Origin of the sequence: Burkholderia anthina (assembly GCF_902498995.1) — a bacterium.
In the GTDB taxonomy this organism is placed as follows: Bacteria; Pseudomonadota; Gammaproteobacteria; order Burkholderiales; family Burkholderiaceae; genus Burkholderia; species Burkholderia anthina.
Map to the genome: position 1 here is coordinate 80,952 of NZ_CABVLY010000013.1, position 19,569 is coordinate 100,520.

Here is a 19,569-nt window from a genome sequence, read left to right on the forward strand (position 1 = left end):
CACGTTCGTCGCGTGCGGTGCGGCGCTTGCGCGTTTCGCACGCTCGCTGCTCGCGGTCGTGCTCGGGCGGCTCTGACGCCTGCGCGCCCGCGCGGCTGCTCAGGCTTTCGCGTGCGCGCCTTCGACGAACGGTTTCGCAATCGACGGGAATTCCCGCTGAAGCGACACCCCGGTACGGTCGGCCAGCGCAGCATCGCTGCGAGATAAAGGTGATGGAACCACGTCGCGAGCCGGTCGGCGCGACAGCGCCGCGTCCAGCGCTCCGGTTTGCCGGCCGGCCGCGATCAACGGCTGCCACATGCATGCGATGTGCGCTCCGGCGCGCGCCGACGCGTCGGCCGCGGCTTCCCGCGCCCCCGTCTGGATCAGAAATGCCCGGTGAACCGATAGCGGCTGCCCGGGTGCCAAAGATTGGCGACCGCCGCGACCATCCCCTGCGACCACGTGCGCCGATGCAGCAACAGGCAGGGTTCGCGCTCGTCCATCGTCAGGTGGCGGCGCGTTTCCGTATCGGGCATCGCGGCCTCGATCCGGTATTCGACACGCTGCAGCGGCGCGACGCGCGTCAGGTACTGGTTCGGCGTCGTCGTCGTGAAGTCCTGCAACGCGTATTCCGGTGCGCAGACCGGACTCACCCAGCGCTCTTCGAGCTGCACGGGCGTGTCGTTCTCGAAGTGCAGCACGCGCGAATGGAAGATCGCGCTGCCGGTGTCGAGCTGCAGCTCGTCGGCGAGCTTCGCATCGGCGACGGCCGCGCCGACTTCCAACACCTGCGCGCGATAGCTGTGGCCGCGCGCGGCGACTTCGTCCGAGATGCTGCGGATCGCGACCAGCGTCGATTCGTATTTCGGTGACGCGACGTACGTGCCGGAGCCGCGCGTGCGCGTGAGCACTTGCTCGGCCGTCAGCTCGCGCAGCGCGCGGTTGACCGTCATCCGCGCGACGTTGAATTCGCGCGCGAGCTCGTTCTCCGACGGCACCTGGTCGCCTTCCGCCCATTCGCCGGCATGAATGCGCGCGAGGATGAAGTCCTTGATTTCCTGATAGATCGGTGTGGTCATTGCATTGCTGTTCAAGAGCCGGCGGCTGTCCGGGGCCGGTGAATGATCTCCGTTCGCGCGCGTCGCGTCCATGCGGGATTGCGCAGGGCATGCGGTCTGGCCGACAAGTATAGACAAGTCGACGGAGCATGCCGTCCGACTGGCCGAGCGACGGGGTGAAGGGGCGAGGGCGGTGCTACCGTCCGGACGTGCCATCCGTCCGTCCGGCCGCGAGCGCGGCCTGCATCGTCCGCAGCGCATCGGCGATCGCCGTGCATTGCGCGTCGATGTCGTGATCCCACTGCGCGCTTTCGACGAGCAGCACGCGCAGGTCCTGACAGTGCTCGACGAGTTGCGACGGGCCGAGCACCGCCAGCCCGCCGGCGAGACGATGCAGCCACCGTTCGAGTCGAGCGGTGTCGCGTGCGCAGACGATCGCGCCGAGTTCCGACAGATCGGTCCGGACCTGTTCGATGAAGACCGCGGCGTACTCCGCCGGCACGGTCGGGTGCATCGGCGGCACCGCGTCGTCGTCGAGCGCCGTTGCCGTGCCGGACGGACCGGCCGGCGGCGCGGTGCCTTCGAGAACGTTCGCCAGCGTCGCGAGCGGCACGGGCTTGGTCAGGTAGTCGGTGAAACCGCGTGCGCGGCCTTCGGCGATGTCCTCCGGGCGGGCGCTGGCGCTGACCGCGTAGATCGGCAGGCGCATTCCGGCGTTGCGAATCGCATGCAGCAATGCGAAGCCGTTCATCACCGGCATGTCGATATCGGTCAGCACGACGTCGACAGGGGTCTTGGCCAGCAGCGCGAGCGCTTCCTCGCCGTTGCCGGCTTCCTCGACCCGCGCGCCGAGCGTCGTGAGCTGATCGCGCAGCAGGCTGCGGTTGAGCAGGTTGTCTTCGGCGATCAGCACGGTCAACGTATCGAAGCGCTGCCGCGCGGCAGGCGGCGACGCGCCGTGCGCGGCCGCCCGCGCGGCCCGGCGCCGATGGTCGGGCCGCGCGAGCTGCGCGGCGGCCTTGATGCCGATCGGGCTGAACAGGGACACGACTACGCTGCCGTCATCGATGGCGCGCGGAACCAGCGGGCCGTCCTGCGTGGCCAGCACGACCGAGTCCGGTTTGTCCCACCACGCAAGGATGTCGGCGGCCGCGAATTCGTCGGTGGCGATCAGGTAATCGTAGGCGTCCGGTTCGAGCCGTTGCCGCAGGTCCGACACGACGACCGGCGCGGACGCCTCCGGGTCGAACAGGCCGGTCAGCCATTCCTGGTATTCGGGCGCGCGGCAGAGCAGGACGGGCCGCCTGGCCGGCAGCGTCCACTCGGACGACGGTACGGCGGGGTCCTGCGTTCGCAGCGGCAATTCGACGACGATCCGCGTGCCGACGCCGACGGTGCTGTCGAGCGAGATATGCCCGTTCATCAGCACGCAGAGGCGCGAGCAGATCGACAGGCCGAGACCGGTGCCCCGCGCCTGGGTCAGCCGGTTGCTGTTGCCTTGCGTGAACGGCTGGAACAGCCGCGTCTTGAGCTCGTCGGGAATGCCGATGCCGGAATCGACGACGCTGATCTCGAGTTTCAGCTCGACCCAGCGCGCGCGCAGCACGATCTTCCCCGACTGCGTGAACTTGAAGGCATTGCTCAGCAGGTTGGTGACGATCTGCGATACCCGTACCGGATCGAAATACAGCGGCGTCGGGATGGCGCGGTCGAAGACCGTGAAGAAGCGCAGCCCCTGCTGCGTCGCCAGATGCGCATACGACGACGCGATGCGGCACAGCAGGTCGGTGATCGACGTCCATTCCTCGCTCAGGCTCAGTTCGCCGACGTCGATCTTCGAGAAATCGAGGACGTCGTTGACGACCTGGAGCAGCCCTTTCGCCGATACCTGCATGGCGCGCACGCGCGCCTGCTGCTCGGCCGCGAGCGGCCCTAGCGCGACGAGTTCGATATTGCCCACGAGCGATGCGAGCGGCGTCCGGATTTCATGGCTCATCGACGCGAAGAAGTTCACCTTCGCGCGGGCGGCTTCCTCGCTCGTGCGCTTGGCTTCGCGCAGCAGACGTTCGGCGCGATGATGCTCGGTCATGTCGGTGATCGCGCAGAAGAACACCTCCTCGCGGTTGAGCACGGCCGGCGCATAGGTGACCTCGAGATGCATGCTGCCGACGTCGTGGCGCTCCAGCGACAGCGTGAACTGGAAGATATGCGTGCTGCCGCGCGTCGCCAGGTCCTGCCGGCGCACGCCGAACTGGTTCGCGAGCGCGTCCGGCAGGCGCGTGTCGGACGGCTGCAGCCCCAGCACGTTGCGCGCGATCTGGTTGGCCACCATGATTTCCATGTTGGCCTTGCGCGCGACGCACAGGCCGACGGGGGTTGCCTGCACGAGCAGATGGTTGAGCATCTCGTTCTCGAGCGCGCGCGATGCTTCGGAGTACGTCCGGGTCAGGAAGCGATAGTTCCAGTAGCGGAACATCGCGAGCAGCAGCACGATCAGCGCGGCGGTGACGGACAGGATCAGAATCAGCTCGAAGTGCATCGAGCGGAGCTGCTGTTCCCACGGCAGCACGTAGATCATGTGCCCGAAGCCGGGAACGGCCGCCGGGCGTCGCAATGCCCAGCCGAACTTGGGGATCCAGTGGAACGATCCGTCGGTATGGTTCGTCAGTGCCGCGTTGACGGCCCGTGCGGCGGCGGTTTCCGATGCGGGGACGAGCGGCGTGCCTTCTTCGTCGATCGCGATCGGCGTCGGTGTCGACAGATCGGCGATCTGCGACTGCAGCACTTCGCGCAGGTCCATGCTGGTCAGCGCGACGGCGTACACGGCATCGCCTTTCGTGACGAGCGAGGCCGCCACCATCACCGGCATGCCGTTCTTGCCGTGCTCGGGCAGCGCGACCCAGACGACGCGCTTCGCGCGCGCCGCGACGATCGGTTCGTAGCCGCGCGCGCGAAACCGTTCGAACACGATGTCGACGAGCTTGCGCACCGACGCTTCGGCGGACGCGGGCGCGGGCACGGGTGTAGGTGGGGGCGGCCATGCATTGAACAGATGCCCGTAGGCTGCGCTGCCGTCGGCCAGAATCATCTCCACGCCGCGACGGCGGCCGGCGGCGGACAGGAGCTGCACGGCTTCGTCGCAGCTTTCGCGCAGCGTGACGGCGTCGTTCGACGTGGCCGGCAATGCCGGCGTGCAGTTATGCGGGAACGATTGCTGGCGCGATGCGAGTATGCCGTTCGCGCGCAGTTCGAGCACCATGTTCGCGGTCAGCAGCGCACTGCGCAGTTGCAGGACCGCATCGGCCGTATCCTGCTCGTACGCCTGGGCGATCTGCTCTTCGTGGCGCAGCGAGTTCGACAGGCGCGCGGTGATCGTGATCGCCGCCGCCGCGATGGCCGCGAAGATCAGCAGCACGATCACCATCGAGAAGACCCGGCGCTCGCGCTTGAGATTGTTCTCCAGCGAATAGAACGAGCGCAGCGGCGATTCGTCGAAGTCCTTCAGGAAATTCTGCATCAGACGAGCCCCTGCTCGCGCGCATAGGCGATCAGGTCGGCGTTGGTCGTTACGTGGAGCTTTCGCATGGCCGAGCGCTTCTGCGTCGATACCGTCGTGATGGACCGGTTCAACTGGCGCGCGATGTCGGTCAGCGACGTGCCGAGCGCGAACAGCCGGACGATCTCGAGCTCCTTCGGCGACAGTCTCGACGAGATCGCGCCGACCGCGAGTTCGCCGGCCTGCGCCAGCCGCGCGGCCATGCCCGGCGACAGGTACGGGCGGTTGGGGCCGGGCGCGAGCGTGCAGGTCTTTTCGAGCGCGGCCAGATCCTCGTCCTTGCCGACGAGTCCGGCAACGCCCATCTGGCAAAGCCGGTGCAGGATGCCGCCGTTCGTCAGCATCGTGAAGACGACCACGGGGATGGATTCGTGAAGGCGCCTGAGCTTCTCGATCAGCCGCAGGCCGTCCTCGTCGGGTTCCGACTGCTGCATCGTGAAGTCGGTGACGATCAGGTCGCAGGCCTGTTCGGTCAGTATTCGCACGAGGTCGTGGCCCGAGCCGACGTCCGCGACCACCTTGAAGCCCGGTAGCGCGTTGATGGCGCGGATGACGGCGAGCCGGGTGATCGGATGATCATCCGCTACGACGACCCGAGTGTCCTGAAATACCGTCATGTCGACGCTCCGTGGGGCGCGGCTGCGATGCGGCCGTCCGATGGCACTGCCATCCGGGCGCCGCGTGCGTGGCGAGACTGCACAGACTTTGCGTGCTTTTTTCGAGAAAGGCAAGCCGGACGCCGGCGCCTGGATGCAGGCGGCGGTCGCCACGCAGGCCGCGTCGGGCATTCGTCGCGGTGCGCTAGCGGCACGGCGGCTTGCCGGCCGGGCAATGCACGCCCGCGCCGGTTGTGCGGCGGGTGCAATCGATATTGAAGCAGTTCACACGAAAGCCGTTCTCGTCGCCCTGCGGGTGATAGCACGGTACGGTTCGCATCCAGATGAAATCGAGCGGCGGCGTGGCCGTTTCCGGTTCCGGCTCGCGGTGTTCCGCCGGCGTGAGCGTGTCGCGCGGCGGCGCGAAGCGGGCCGACGCGATGCCGGCGATGCCGAACACGGCCGCCGTCAGGCTCATGCTGACGATGAGCAGCATCGATGCCGCGCCCAGCCACCTTTCGACCGAGCCGAAATACCAGACGCCGAACAATACCGTACAGAACAGCAGAAAGAATACCGGCAGCAGGAATAGCGCGAAGCTGGCCAACCATTCGCAGATCACGAATATGCGCTCGCGGCGGCTGCTACGACGAGTCCATGAAATCATAGCGGGAATCGGAGTCGGAATAATCGGTCGAGCAGACGGCCTGAAGAGGGCGTGGCGACGAGGTATGCGAAATAGACGGCGCTCAGTTTGGATTAAATCGATCTCGAATAAATAGTGTTATGAGATTTTAAGGTGCACGGTGCCGGCTGGAAATCGAATAAATTCGAAAATCAGGCGGAGCTATTGACGGCGCGCTAAAGCGGCCGGTCGGCACGGCGCCGGCGGCATCGACACGGTTTTCCAGGGGCCAAAGCATTACCGGGCCGGCCTCGCGCGCCGGTGAAATACGGGTGCGACCGATTTTTCGGGCGCATTGCCGAGGCATATTTGACAGTTTATGACACATCTTTCGAAGAAGTTCTATATCTCGAAATTGCTCGGGACGATATCTTGATTGTCGATGGATATGCCGAGTTTCAAGTGATTGCTGCGTTTCGGGTAAACGCATCACTTGTTCAGGATTTATTCGATATTAATCGGCGCTCATCCAAATCGGCTACCGCAGATTGCGTTTCCAGTCTTTTGCGCGAGTCGTCCTGCCAACGTGATCGGCATGCCGATCCCGGGTTCCCGTGGGGATTTGCCGGGTGGTCCGGAATTTTGCTTCGTTGGTCGTTAATTGGTCTTCGCCGGGCGCCGGAAACGGGATGCGGCGGCAAATACAGGGATGTTGTCATGAATCGAATCTTTCGAGTGGTATTCGATCGGGTGCGCGAAGCGTGGGTCGTCGTGAGCGAGCAGTGCTCGGCCAGGGGCAAGCGGAGCACGTCGGTGCGTGCGGGCGATGCGCGTCGTGTCGGCGCGGCGGACGAGCATGCCGCCGTGTTCCGGTTGTCGGCGCTGGCCGGCGTCGTCGTGCTGACGTCGATGCCGACAATCGCGTTCTCGAACGATGTGGCGTATTTCAACGACGGCACCGACGCGTCGTGTACCGCGGTGACCGATTCGAGCGGAACGTGGCAGGCGAACAATTCCGCATGCCAGATGACGATCGGCGCCGCGAGCAACCAGGCCCGTTTTGCAGCCGTCGGATCGAGCCTGCATATGGTGCTGAACGGCAACGGGCTGTTCCTCAACGTGCCGATGGAAGTCTACGGCACCGGCAACCTGATCCACGGCAGCTTGAGCCTGTTCAGCGTCGACGGCGTGACCGCGAATGCCCTCACGGGCGTCGCGAACGGCAACGTGGCCGCGAACAGTTTCGACGCCGTCAATGGCGGGCAGTTGTTCAGCCTGTCGACGAGCGTCTCGACGGGTTTAAGTACGACGAACGGGACGGTGGCGAGCTTGTCGACCTCGACGGCCGCGAGCGTTGGCTCGTTGTCGACGGGGCTGAGCACGACGAATGACACGGTGACGAGCCTGTCGACGTCGACTGCAACGAGTGTTGGCTCGTTGTCGACGGGTCTGAGCACGACGAATGACACGGTGACGAGTCTGTCGAGCTCGACCGCGACGAGTGTTGGTTCGCTGTCGACGGGCTTGAGCACGACGAACGACACGGTGACGAGTCTGTCGACGTCGACGGCAACGAGTGTTGGTTCGCTGTCGACAGGCCTCAGCACGACGAACGACACGGTAACGAGTCTGTCGACGTCGACCGCGACGAGCGTTGGCTCGTTGTCGACGGGTCTGAGCGCGACGAACGACACGGTGACGAGCCTGTCGACCTCGACTGCAACGAGTGTTGGCTCGCTGTCGACGGGTCTGAGCACGACGGCCGAGAGCGTTGGTTCGCTGTCGACGGGCCTGAGCACGACGAACGACACGGTGACGAGCTTGTCGACGTCGACGGCCACGAGTGTCGGTTCGTTGTCGACGGGCCTGAGCACGACGAACGACACGGTGACGAGCCTGTCGACCTCGACCGCGACGAGTGTTGGCTCGCTGTCGACGGGGCTGAGCGCGACGAACGTTACGATGACGAGTTTGTCGACCGTGGTTTCGAACTCCGTCCAGTATGACGATGCGACTCACGCGAAAGTGACGCTGGGCGGTATCGGCGCAGCGGCACCGGTAACGCTGTCCAATGTCGCGGCGGGCGTGGATTCGACCGATGCGGTAAATATGGGGCAGCTTACGTCGCTTTCGACCGCGACTTCGACGAGCGTCGGTTCGTTGTCGACGGGTCTGAGCACGACGAACGATACGGTGACGAGCCTGTCGACGTCGACCGCGACGAGCGTCGGTTCGTTGTCGACGGGTCTGAGCACGACGAACGACACGGTGACGAGCCTGTCGACGTCGACCGCGACGAGCGTTGGTTCGCTGTCGACAGGCCTGAGCACGACGAACGACACGGTGACGAGTTTGTCGACGTCGACGGCTGAGGGCGTTGGCTCGCTGTCAACCGGTCTGAGCACGACGAATGACACGGTGACGAGTCTGTCGACCTCGACGGCGACGAGCGTTGGTTCGCTGTCGACGGGCCTGAGCACGACCAACGATACGATCACGAGCCTGTCGACCTCGACTGCGACGAGCGTCGGTTCGTTGTCGACGGGCCTGAGCACGACCAACGACACGGTGACGAGTCTGTCGACGTCGACTGCGACGAGCGTTGGTTCGCTGTCAACCGGCCTGAGCACGACCAACGATACGATCACGAGCCTGTCGACGTCGACTGCGACGAGCGTTGGTTCGCTGTCAACCGGCCTGAGCACGACGAACGACACGGTGACGAGTCTGTCGACCTCGACGGCGACGAGCGTTGGTTCGCTGTCGACGGGCCTGAGCACGACCAACGATACGGTGACGAGTCTGTCGACCTCGACGGCGACGAGCGTTGGCTCACTGTCGACGGGCCTGAGCACGACCAACGACACGGTGACGAGTCTGTCGACCTCGACCGCGACGAGCGTTGGTTCGCTGTCGACAGGCTTGAGTACGACGAACGATACGGTGACGAGCCTGTCGACGTCGACCGCCACGAGCGTCGGCTCACTGTCGACGGGCCTGAGCACGACGAACGATACGGTGACGAGCCTGTCGACCTCGACGGCTACCAGCGTTGGCTCACTGTCGACGGGCTTGAGCACGACGAACGATACGGTGACGAGCCTGTTGACCTCGACTGCGACGAGCGTTGGCTCACTGTCGACGGGCCTGAGCACGACCAACGACACGGTGGCGAGTCTGTCGACGTCGACCGCGACGAGCGTTGGTTCGCTGTCGACGGGTCTGAGCACGACCAACGACATGGTGACGAGCCTGTCGACGTCGACCGCGACGAGCGTTGGTTCGCTGTCGACAGGCCTGAGCACGACGAACGACACGGTGACGAGTTTGTCGACGTCGACGGCTGAGGGCGTTGGCTCGCTGTCAACCGGTCTGAGCACGACGAATGACACGATCACGAGCCTGTCGACCTCGACGGCCACGAGCGTCGGTTCGCTGTCGACGGGTCTGAGCACGACGAACGACACGGTGACGAGCCTGTCGACCTCGACGGCCACGAGCGTCGGTTCGCTGTCGACGGGTCTGAGCACGACGAATGACACGGTGACGAGTCTGTCGACCTCGACGGCGACGAGCGTTGGTTCGCTGTCGACGGGCCTGAGCACGACCAACGATACGGTGACGAGCCTGTCGACGTCGACTGCGACGAGCGTTGGTTCGCTGTCGACGGGCCTGAGCACGACCAACGATACGATCACGAGCCTGTCGACGTCGACGGCCACGAGTGTCGGTTCGTTGTCGACGGGCCTGAGCACGACGAACGACACGGTAACGAGCCTGTCGACCTCGACGGCCACGAGCGTCGGTTCGCTGTCGACGGGCTTGAGCACGACGAACGATACGGTGACGAGCCTGTCGACCTCGACGGCGACGAGCGTTGGCTCACTGTCGACGGGCCTGAGCACGACCAACGATACGGTGACGAGTCTGTCGACCTCGACCGCGACGAGCGTTGGTTCGCTGTCGACGGGCTTGAGCACGACGAACGATACGGTGACGAGCCTGTCGACGTCGACTGCGACGAGCGTCGGTTCGTTGTCGACGGGCCTGAGCACGACCAACGACACGGTCACGAGCTTGTCGACGTCGACGGCTGAGGGCGTTGGCTCGCTGTCAACCGGTCTGAGCACGACGAATGACACAGTGGCGAGCCTGTCGACGTCGACGGCAACGAGTGTTGGTTCGCTGTCGACGGGTCTGAGCACGACGAATGACGCGGTGACGAGTCTGTCGACCTCGACGTCCACGAGCGTCGGTTCGCTGTCGACGGGTCTGAGTACGACGAACGACACGGTGACGAGCCTGTCGACGTCGACCGCGACAAGCGTTGATTCGTTGTCGACGGGTCTGAGCACGACCAACGATACGGTGACGAGCCTGTCGACCTCGACCGCGACGAGCGTCGGTTCGCTGTCGACGGGTCTGAGCACGACGAATGACACGGTCACGAGCTTGTCGACGTCGACCGCCACGAGCGTTGGCTCGCTGTCGACGGGTCTGAGCATGACCAACGACACGATCACGAGCCTGTCGACCTCGACGGCCACGAGCGTCGGTTCGCTGTCGACGGGTCTGAGCACGACGAACGACACGATCACGAGTCTGTCGACCTCGACTGCGACGAGCGTTGGCTCGCTGTCGACGGGTCTGAGCACGACCAACGACACGGTGACGAGCCTGTCGACGTCGACGGCCACGAGCGTCGGTTCGCTGTCGACGGGTCTGAGCACGACGAACGATACGGTGACGAGCCTGTCGACGTCGACCGCGACGAGCGTTGGCTCGCTGTCGACGGGTCTGAGCACGACGAACGACACGGTCACGAGCCTGTCGACGTCGACGGCAACGAGCGTCGGTTCGTTGTCGACGGGCCTGAGCACGACGAACGACACGATCACGAGTCTGTCGACGTCGACCGAAGCCGGCCTCGGCTCGCTGTCGACCGGCCTCAGCACCGTAACCGGTTCGGTCAGCAGCCTGAGTACGAGCCTGTCCAGTATCCAGGCAGCAGTCGGCAATACCGTGTCGTACGACAGCGCGGCGATGGACAGCGTGACGCTTGGCGGCGTGGGGGCGGCCGCGGCGGTGCGTCTGACGAACGTCGCGGCGGGCGATCTGTCCGCGACCAGCACCGATGCGGTGAACGGCAGTCAGCTGTATGCGCTGCAGAGCCAGTACGACGCGCTCGGCACGCAGGTTTCGGCGATCAACACGACGATCGCCGCGATGCAGACCGTGTCGGGCTCGGCATCGAACGAAAACAGCACGGCGATGGGCGTCGACTCGACGGCGTCGGGGGCAAACAGCACCGCGACGGGCGGCAACGCCACGGCGACAGGCGACAACGGAACCGCGACGGGCGGCAACGCGCAGGCAACGGGCGACAACAGCACGGCAACCGGCGGCAATGCGCTGGCATCGGGCGGCAACAGCACGGCAACCGGCGGCAACGCGCAGGCGTCGGGCGACAACGGCACGGCAACCGGCGGCAATGCGGTGGCATCGGGCAGCAACAGCACGGCAACCGGCGGCAATGCGATCGCCTCTGGCGAGAACGGCACGGCGACGGGCGGCAACGCGATCGCATCGGGCAGCAACAGCACGGCGACCGGCGGCAATGCGATCGCCTCCGGCGAGAACGGCACGGCGATGGGCGCCAACGCCGTGGCGAGCGGAGCGAACAGCACCGCGATCGGCCAGAACGCGACGTCATCGGGGGCGAACTCGGTCGCCCTGGGTGCGGGCTCCGTCGCGAGCGCACCGAACACGGTGTCGGTCGGCTCGCCCGGCAACGAGCGGACGATCAGCAACGTTGCGCCGGGCGTCAACGGCACCGATGCGGTCAACGTCAACCAGTTGAATCAGGCAATGGGCACCATGCAAGGCCAGATCAACGAGGTCGCGAAGAACGCGTATTCGGGCATCGCCGCGGCGACCGCGCTGGCGATGATCCCGTCCGTCGACCCGGGCAGGACGCTGTCCGTCGGCATCGGCGGCGGATCGTATCGCGGGCAGCAGGCCGTCGCGCTCGGCGGCACCGCGCGGATCACGCAGAACATGCAGGTCCGCGCCGGAGTCGGCTTGAGCGGCAACGGCACGGCCGTTGGTGTCGGCGCGTCCTATCAGTGGTGATCGCCCGCCCCGCCCGCGGCGGGGCGACCGCGGCAGCAGGCAGATGCCGCGGCTCGGGCTGCTGACGAACCCCGCGTTTTTCGAAACGCGGGGTTTCGTTTTTCCGGAACCCGGGCGGGAGGCGGCCGCATCGGTCATCTCGGCCAGGAAGTATAGACAGGCTCGCCGACCGTGCCGCCAGCCGGCCTGCGCACCGGGAAAGCCGGAATTCAGCGCGGCGTAATCTGTAATTAATTGAAATGCATGACTATTCCTGACCCACGGTCATAATCCGCCGACAATTAGAGATAAACACGGATTGCTGGCACCGGCCCGGAAAAGGCAAAGTTGTATGTACAACTTGGGTGCCGTCAAACGGACGGCTCCCGGGTTGGAAGGGTTCACGGCGGCGACGCCCGGCGGGACCCGCGCCCAGTTTGCCTATGACAGGAACGCCATGAAGAAACTCGCGCTCAGTATTGCCCTTGCCTGCATCGCGGTCGGTGCCCACGCCAAGGATTGGTCGACGATCCGGTTCGGCGTCGACGCCAGCTATCCGCCGTTCGAGTCGAAGGACGCAAGCGGCAAGGTCGTCGGCTTCGACGTCGATCTCGGCAACGAAATCTGCGCGCGCCTGAAGGCGAAATGCGTGTGGGTCGAGAACGACTTCGACGGGATGATCCCGGCGCTGAAGGCGAAGAAGTTCGACGGCGTGCTGTCGTCGATGTCGATGACGCCGGCGCGCGCCGAGCAGATCGCGTTCTCCGACAAGCTGTTCAACACGCCGACGCGCCTCGTCGCGAAGAAGGGCTCGAATCTCCAGCCGACGGCCGAATCGCTGAAGGGCAAATCGGTCGGCGTCGAGCAGGGCACGATCCAGGAAACCTATGCGAAGACCTACTGGGCGCCGAAGGGCGTGCAGGTCGTGCCGTATCAGAACCAGGACGGCGTGTACCAGGACCTGATGTCCGGCCGTCTCGACGCCGCGCTGCAGGACGCGGTGCAGGCCGACCTCGGTTTCCTGAAGACGTCGCGCGGCGCGAACTTCCAGTTCGCGGGCGGCGACATCGACGATCCGAAGACGCTCGGCAACGGCGCCGGCATCGGGCTGCGCAAGGACGACGCCGACCTGAAGGCGAAGCTCGACCACGCGATCGCCGACATCATCAAGGACGGCACGTACAAGAAGCTCGAGAAGAAGTACTTCGCATTCGACGTCTACGGCGGCTGACCGTCCATGCGGCGCGCATCGGCCACGGCGCGCGCCGCATCGGTTCCCGGGTGCCACTTGCTTCGCATGGTGCGTCTGGCTTGATGAGTGGACGGCATCAGGTCGTGCGCAGATATCGTTTGATGCGTGGTTAATGGCTATTGACAATCCAGCCACATCGTTCTGGACCCCTTACATGATCTTCCAAGGATTTGGCCCGCTGCTGTGGGCCGGCACGGTCGAGACCGTGAAGCTCGCGGTGTTGTCGCTGGCCGCGTCGCTCATACTGGGTCTCGCCGGCGCCGCCGCGAAACTGTCGACCAACCGCGTGCTGAAGTCGGTCGGCACGTTCTACACGACGCTGATCCGCGCGGTGCCCGACCTCGTGCTGATGCTGCTGCTGTTCTACGGGATCCAGATCCTGTTGAACAACGTGACCGACATGCTGGGCTGGGACCAGATCGACATCGATCCGTTCGTCGCCGGCGTGATCACGCTCGGCTTCATCTACGGCGCGTACTTCACCGAGACGTTTCGCGGCGCGTTCCTCGCGGTGCCGCGCGGCCAGCTGGAAGCGGGCTTCGCATACGGGATGAGCGGCTGGCGCGTGTTCCACCGGATCCTGTTCCCGCAGATGATGCGCTTCGCGCTGCCGGGCATCGGCAACAACTGGCAGGTGCTCGTGAAGGCCACCGCGCTGGTGTCGATCATCGGCCTTGCCGACGTGGTGAAGGCGTCGCAGGACGCCGGCAAGAGCACGCTCGATTTCTTCTTCTTCACGCTCGCGGCCGGCGCGATCTACCTCGCGATCACGACGGTGTCGAACGTCGTGCTGCACCACCTCGAGAAGCGTTATTCCGTCGGCGTCCGGAGGCTTGCACTGTGATCGAAATCATCAGCCAGTACTGGCAAAACTATCTGTACACCGACGGCTACCGCTTCAGCGGCCTCGCGATCACGCTGTGGCTGCTGGTCGTGTCGATCGCGCTCGGCTTCGCGCTGGCCGTGCCGCTCGCGATCGCGCGCGCGTCGTCGAACCGCTGGATCTCCGGCCCGGTGTGGCTCTATACGTACGTATTCCGCGGCACGCCGCTCTACGTGCAGCTGCTGATGTGCTACACCGGCATCTACAGCCTGCAGGTCGTGCACAACCACGTGCTGCTCGACACGTTCTTCCGCAACGCGATGAACTGCACGCTGCTCGCGTTCGTGCTGAACGAATGCGCGTATGCGACGGAGATTTTCGCGGGGGCGATCAAGGCGACGGCGGCCGGCGAGATCGAGGCCGGCATGGCCTACGGGATGTCGCGCTTCAAGCTCTATACGCGCATCATCCTGCCGTCCGCGCTGCGCCGCTCGCTGCCGAGCTACAGCAACGAAGTGATCCTGATGCTGCACGCGACGACGCTCGCGTTCACCGCGACCGTGCCCGACATCCTGAAGGTCACGCGCGACGTCAATTCCGCGACGTACATGTCGTTCCAGGCCTACGGCGTCGCAGCCGTGCTGTACGCCATCGTCGTGTTCACGCTCATCTGGGCATTCCGCAAGCTCGAGACGCGCTGGCTCGCGTACCTCTCGCCGCGTGGCCACTAACGCATTCGCAAGATTCGCAACGAAGGACCAAGCATGTACAAGCTCACCGTTGAAAACCTCCACAAGAAGTTCGGCGACAACGAAGTGTTGAAGGGCGTGTCGATGAAGGCGAAGGCCGGCGACGTGATCAGCATCATCGGCTCGAGCGGCTCCGGCAAGAGCACGTTCCTGCGCTGCATCAACTTCCTCGAACAGCCGTGCTCGGGGCAGATCACGATCGGCAGCGAGCCGATCCAGACCGCGCGCGACCGCAACGGCTCGCTGCGCGTGGCCGACCAGAAGCAGTTGCAGCGGATGCGCACGAAGCTGTCGATGGTGTTCCAGCACTTCAATCTGTGGGCGCACATGACGGTGCTCGAGAACGTCATCGAGGCACCGATGGCCGTGCTCGGGGTCGGCAAGGACGAAGCCATCGCGCGGGCCCGGAAATATCTGGAGAAGGTCGGCTTGCCGACGCGCGTCGAGAGCATGTATCCGTCGCACCTGTCGGGCGGCCAGCAACAGCGCGTGGCGATCGCGCGGGCGCTCGCGATGGAGCCCGAGGTGATGCTGTTCGACGAGCCGACCTCGGCGCTCGATCCGGAACTGGTCGGCGAAGTGCTGAAGGTGATGCAGAAGCTCGCCGAGGAAGGCCGCACGATGGTCGTCGTCACGCACGAAATGGGTTTCGCGCGCAACGTGTCGAATCACGTGATCTTCCTGCACCAGGGGAAGATCGAGGAGGAGGGCGATCCTCAGGAGATTCTGGTGAACCCGAAGAGCGAACGGCTCGGGCAATTCCTGTCGGGACGCCTGAAGTAAGCTTGCAGTAATGTGTGCCGCATGCGCGTCGGCCCGGCGCTTGCGTGCGGCACACGCCGGTTTTTTGTGCCTTCCTTTATGGCTGCGCGATGACATCCATCGTCGCGAAGTCTCCCCGTTCCTCCGTCACGAGCACGTCCGCTCGCCCCGCCGCCGAAAGCATCGAAAGACTGTAGGCATTCGATGTCAAACATCGTCAATTCAGCGCAAGCGCGGTACACCGGGATCCGTTGACCGGCGTTAAGGAGATACCAGCCGGATGACCGGCTGACCTACCCGGGAGAGTTCCATGAACCGCATCGCGAAGATTCTGACCGCCACGGCACTGGCTTGCGCCGTTCTCGTTCCGGCACTTGCCGAGGCGCATTCGCACCGTGTGTGCCATTTCGATCACCACCACCACCGCGTGTGCCGCTGGGTGCGGTAATCGCGTAATCGCGACTTTCCTTGGGTGCGCCCGGGACGCTGTCGACATTCAGGCAAATCAGGAGAGGAAATGAAAAAGACGATGTTGATCGCCGTGCTCGCTGCCGGCATGGGGCTGTCGCTCGGTGCGTTCGCTCAGGTTCCGGCCAGCGCGCCGGCCGGTACGACCGGCCTGTGCAAGGACGGCTCGTTCTACTCGGGCGCGTCGAAGAAGGGCGCATGCGCGGGTCACAAGGGGGTGAAGACGTGGTACGGCGCGTCGGCGGCCGCGGCAGCCAGCGCACCGGCCGCGGCTGCGCCTGCCACGGCGGCTTCGACGTCCGCCGCTGCAACCGCGACGACCGCACCGGCGACGACCGCACCGGCGACGACCGCGGCAGCCGGCGGCGGCGCAGGCAAGGTGTGGGTCAACGACAGCACCAAGGTCTATCATTGCTCGACCGACAAGTACTACGGCAAGACGAAGCACGGCAGCTACATGTCGGAAGCGGATGCGAAGGCGAAGGGCTTCCATCCGTCGCACGGCAAGGCCTGTTCGTAAGCCGGCCGCGCGACGTACGTCGCGCGTTGCCTGCAGTCCGGCAGGACTCGCGCCCCGCCACCTCGGCGGGGCGCTTTTTATTGCGCCGCCGCGCACGCGCATTCGCGCCGGCGCGCGCTTTCGATTCCGCTACACGGGATGCGCTGAAATCGGTTTCGTGATGCCGTCCGGCAACGATATATAAATTCCGATATGTCGAACATCTGAAAGCGGCGATGCGATTCCGCGCCCGCGTGCCGATAACCCGAACTGGCTCAGACCGAGCGGTTATCGAGGGTACCCCATGCATTTCTGGCGCAAGCTTTCCATTCAGAACAAGCTGATTCTCAGCATGACGAGTTGTCTGCTCGTGTTCGTCGCAATTTCGAGCGGGTTGAGCGTCCGTTTGATCGGCGATGCGGTGCGCGATCGCGTCGTGCGCGACGAGCTGCCGACCGCCGTGAACGGCATTCGCGCCGACGTGCAGCGGCAGATGGCCGGCCCGATCGCGGCGTCGCGCATGCTCGCGCGCGATGCGTTCCTGCTGCAGTGGGAAGCCGACGGCGAACCCGACGCCGGCACGCGCAACTGGATTCAACTCGCGAAGAACGTGAAGGACGAGCAGAAGGCGGCGTCCGTGCAGTGGGTGTCGCTGAAGAGCGGCAACTATTACAACGAAGCCGGCCTGCAGCGCAAGGTCACCGACAAGGACCAGTGGCTGACCACCTTCCTCGCGTCGGGCAAGCCGTTCGACGTGAACATGGATCACGAAGTCACCGTCGGCGGCTACATGATGTTCATCAACAGCCGCGTCGAGCTCGACGGCGTGCCGGTCGGCGCGGCCAGCATGAGCCTGTCCGTCGATGCGCTCGCGAAAGGGATCGCCGCGTACCGGATCGGCGACACCGGATTCGCGTATCTCGTGCGGCCCGACGGCGCGATCATGATGCATCGCGATACGTCGCTGATCGACGGCAGGCATTTCCTGAAGGATGAGCCGGGCCTGCCCGGCGATGCAGCGTCGACGCTGCTGGCCGGCAAGCCGTATGCGTACCTGAGCTACGACGGCGACGGCGGCGCGCGTTTCATCGCGACGTCGTTCATCCCGGAGCTGGACGCGTACGTGGTCGTCGAGGTGCCGCAGGTGGAGTTGCTCGGCCCGGTGACGCGCGCGATTCGCAGCGCGGCGCTGGTCGCGGCGGTGGTGGGCCTCGGGGTGGCGCTGATCGTGATCTGGCTGGTCGGCCGCGCGATCGCCGCGCCGATCCGGCGTGCGGCGACGCTGCTGTCCGAGATCGCGAGCGGCCAGGGCGACCTGACGCGCCGGATGACGGTCGAGAGCGAGGACGAGATCGGGCAGCTGTCGGATGCGTTCAACCGCTTCGTGTCGTCGTTGTCGACGCTCGTTCACCGGATCCGCGCGGCTTCCGCGTCGATCGCGACGGGCTCGGCGCAGATCGCGTCGGGCAATGCGGATCTCAGCGAACGCACCGAAGGGCAATCGGGCAACCTGGAGCGCACGGCGTCGTCGATGGAGGAGATCACGGCCGTCGTGCGCAACAACACCGAAACGGCGACGACGGCCGCGAAGCTGATCACCGGCGCATCCGATACGGCGGCGCGCGGCGGGCAGGTCGTCGGCGAAGTCGTGACCACGATGGAGCAGATCAGCGACGCGTCGCAGCGGATCTCCGAGATCATCGTGATGATCGACAGCATCTCGTTCCAGACCAACATTCTCGCGTTGAATGCGGCGGTCGAGGCGGCGCGCGCCGGCGAGCAGGGGCGCGGGTTTGCGGTCGTCGCATCCGAAGTGCGCAATCTCGCGCAGCGCAGCGCGCAGGCGGCGAAGGAAATCAAGGCGCTGATCGAGCACAGCGCGGGAACCGTGAACGCCGGATCGCGGCTCGTCACCGAGGCGGGCAGGGTGATGAGCGATGTCGTGTCGCAGGTGCGGGGCGTCAGCGCGATGATGAGCGAGATCGCCGAAGCGAGCCTCGAGCAGAGCGCCGGCATCGACCAGATCGGCGACGCGGTGCAGTCGCTCGACCAGATGACGCAGCAGAACGCGGCGCTGGTCGAGGAGAGCGCGGCGGCCGCGGAAAGTCTGAAGCAGCAAGCGGCGGAACTGACGCGACTGGTATCGGCGTTCAAGGTGGACGAGTGAATTCCGCGCGACGATAGAATGACGCGTTTCTGAGGGACGGCTGCCGCGGGTGCGCGGCGGCCGTTTTAGCGATCGGCGCGGGATTCGGTGACGTCATAAAAATGAAGCGCATTTCACGATTGAAGGTCGGTGTGGGGGCAGCGGTGGCGGCGGCGGTGTTCGCCGGGGTCGGGGTGAAGGTGATCGCATCGCCGGCCGATTCGTATCTCGCCTACCGGAAGAAGGCCGCGGCGGCCGTGACGGCGGCCCGAACGGAAGATCGGGCGGGTCTCGACAAACAGTACACGGCCGACGTGAATGCCCGGCTTGCCAAGCTGATCGGCACGGTTCGGGCGAGAGGGTTTGCCGCAGCGTCCGAGAGCACGGTGCAGGGCGTCGGCCCCGTCGACGGGATGCAGCCGGGGCCGGACGGGCTGGCCTTCAAGTCGGAAGACGGCAAGACGAATCTCGTCGTGACGACGGTTCCGCTGTTGAAGGCCTGGGCCGCTACCGCGGACGCGGGCATCGAGCCGACCGACGAGGTCGCCACGATGTTCGACAATGAAACGCTTTACACGGAGGTATTCGGCGACGATGCCGCCGCGTTTCGCTTCGCCGAGTTACCCGTCAAGCGGCAGCCGGCCGATGGCGTGGTGAAGGCGTGGCTGCTCGGTGAAAGCCAGGACGGCGTGCCGGACGGGCCGAACACGCTCGCCGTGTCGGTCCGGGAGGGCCAACGCGTGTATATCCAGTGGAAGAACGTGACGCTTCGTCCGATCGCGGCGTGCAGCGCGGCGCGCGTGCCCGAGGACGCGCGGCAGGCGTGTTTCGCCAAACAGGTGGTGTCGCAGCGGATTTATCAACGGCTGGTCGCGCAGGCGCAATCGATGGCCGACGCGGTGGTGCGATAGCGGACGGCGACTTGCCGTTCGTACCAACGCC

At 65.3% G+C, this 19,569-nt stretch carries 12 protein-coding genes and 4 pseudogenes; 11 read left to right on the top strand and 5 right to left on the bottom strand.

All coding sequences use genetic code 11. From position 1 onward, the window contains the following. Window positions 1-99: 99 nt before the first annotated feature. From BME24068_RS17890 to BME24068_RS17910, 5 genes and pseudogenes are all read right to left on the bottom strand, one after another. A pseudogene (locus BME24068_RS17890) lies at window positions 100-318 on the bottom strand (TetR/AcrR family transcriptional regulator); the annotation flags it as partial. Between the two features lie 47 nt (window positions 319-365). Then, the gene (hutC, locus tag BME24068_RS17895) at window positions 366-1,061 is read right to left on the bottom strand and encodes a histidine utilization transcriptional repressor HutC (protein ID WP_096505668.1); all 696 of its coding nucleotides are present in this window, start codon (window positions 1,059-1,061) and stop codon (window positions 366-368) included. 175 nt (window positions 1,062-1,236) lie between these two features. Continuing rightward, window positions 1,237-4,557, bottom strand: coding sequence for a hybrid sensor histidine kinase/response regulator (locus BME24068_RS17900; protein ID WP_174926869.1), 3,321 nt, complete (start codon window positions 4,555-4,557; stop codon window positions 1,237-1,239). Then, window positions 4,557-5,213 (bottom strand): response regulator, encoded by a 657-nt coding sequence (locus tag BME24068_RS17905; RefSeq protein WP_096505664.1) that lies wholly within the window; start codon window positions 5,211-5,213, stop codon window positions 4,557-4,559. The genes BME24068_RS17900 and BME24068_RS17905 overlap by 1 nt, the downstream gene beginning before the upstream one ends. A gap of 184 nt (window positions 5,214-5,397) precedes the next feature. Continuing rightward, window positions 5,398-5,859, bottom strand: a complete 462-nt coding sequence (locus BME24068_RS17910; protein ID WP_143331686.1) for a hypothetical protein — start codon at window positions 5,857-5,859, stop codon at window positions 5,398-5,400. Window positions 5,860-6,534: 675 nt separating this feature from the next. Between BME24068_RS17910 and BME24068_RS35520 the strand changes: the two are divergent. From BME24068_RS35520 to BME24068_RS17955, 11 genes and pseudogenes are all read left to right on the top strand, one after another. Continuing rightward, window positions 6,535-6,597 (top strand): annotated as a pseudogene (locus tag BME24068_RS35520) (ESPR-type extended signal peptide-containing protein); the annotation flags it as partial. A 471-nt stretch (window positions 6,598-7,068) separates the two neighbouring features. Then, window positions 7,069-11,028: pseudogene (locus BME24068_RS35525) on the top strand (beta strand repeat-containing protein); the annotation flags it as partial. A 72-nt stretch (window positions 11,029-11,100) separates the two neighbouring features. Next, window positions 11,101-11,949 (top strand): annotated as a pseudogene (locus tag BME24068_RS35615) (YadA family autotransporter adhesin); the annotation flags it as partial. A gap of 436 nt (window positions 11,950-12,385) precedes the next feature. Beyond that, window positions 12,386-13,159: an ABC transporter substrate-binding protein gene (locus BME24068_RS17920; protein ID WP_174926870.1), complete on the top strand. Its 774-nt coding sequence runs from the start codon at window positions 12,386-12,388 to the stop codon at window positions 13,157-13,159. A gap of 175 nt (window positions 13,160-13,334) precedes the next feature. After that, window positions 13,335-14,024, top strand: coding sequence for an ABC transporter permease (locus BME24068_RS17925; RefSeq protein ID WP_096505656.1), 690 nt, complete (start codon window positions 13,335-13,337; stop codon window positions 14,022-14,024). Further along, window positions 14,021-14,734 carry an ABC transporter permease gene (locus tag BME24068_RS17930; protein ID WP_096505654.1) on the top strand — a complete coding sequence of 238 codons (714 nt, stop codon included), beginning with the start codon at window positions 14,021-14,023 and terminating at the stop codon, window positions 14,732-14,734. The genes BME24068_RS17925 and BME24068_RS17930 overlap by 4 nt, the downstream gene beginning before the upstream one ends. 33 nt (window positions 14,735-14,767) lie before the next feature. Next, window positions 14,768-15,535, top strand: coding sequence for an ABC transporter ATP-binding protein (locus BME24068_RS17935; RefSeq protein WP_096505652.1), 768 nt, complete (start codon window positions 14,768-14,770; stop codon window positions 15,533-15,535). A gap of 289 nt (window positions 15,536-15,824) precedes the next feature. Next, on the top strand, window positions 15,825-15,962 hold the full coding sequence (locus tag BME24068_RS17940; RefSeq protein WP_006488624.1) for an HHHH-motif protein: 138 nt from the start codon (window positions 15,825-15,827) through the stop codon (window positions 15,960-15,962). 69 nt (window positions 15,963-16,031) lie between these two features. Beyond that, window positions 16,032-16,502 carry a hypothetical protein gene (locus tag BME24068_RS17945; RefSeq protein ID WP_174926871.1) on the top strand — a complete coding sequence of 157 codons (471 nt, stop codon included), beginning with the start codon at window positions 16,032-16,034 and terminating at the stop codon, window positions 16,500-16,502. A gap of 283 nt (window positions 16,503-16,785) precedes the next feature. Next, window positions 16,786-18,648 (top strand): methyl-accepting chemotaxis protein, encoded by a 1,863-nt coding sequence (locus BME24068_RS17950; RefSeq protein WP_174926872.1) that lies wholly within the window; start codon window positions 16,786-16,788, stop codon window positions 18,646-18,648. A gap of 101 nt (window positions 18,649-18,749) precedes the next feature. Continuing rightward, window positions 18,750-19,538 carry a hypothetical protein gene (locus BME24068_RS17955; RefSeq protein WP_174926873.1) on the top strand — a complete coding sequence of 263 codons (789 nt, stop codon included), beginning with the start codon at window positions 18,750-18,752 and terminating at the stop codon, window positions 19,536-19,538. Window positions 19,539-19,569: the final 31 nt, after the last annotated feature.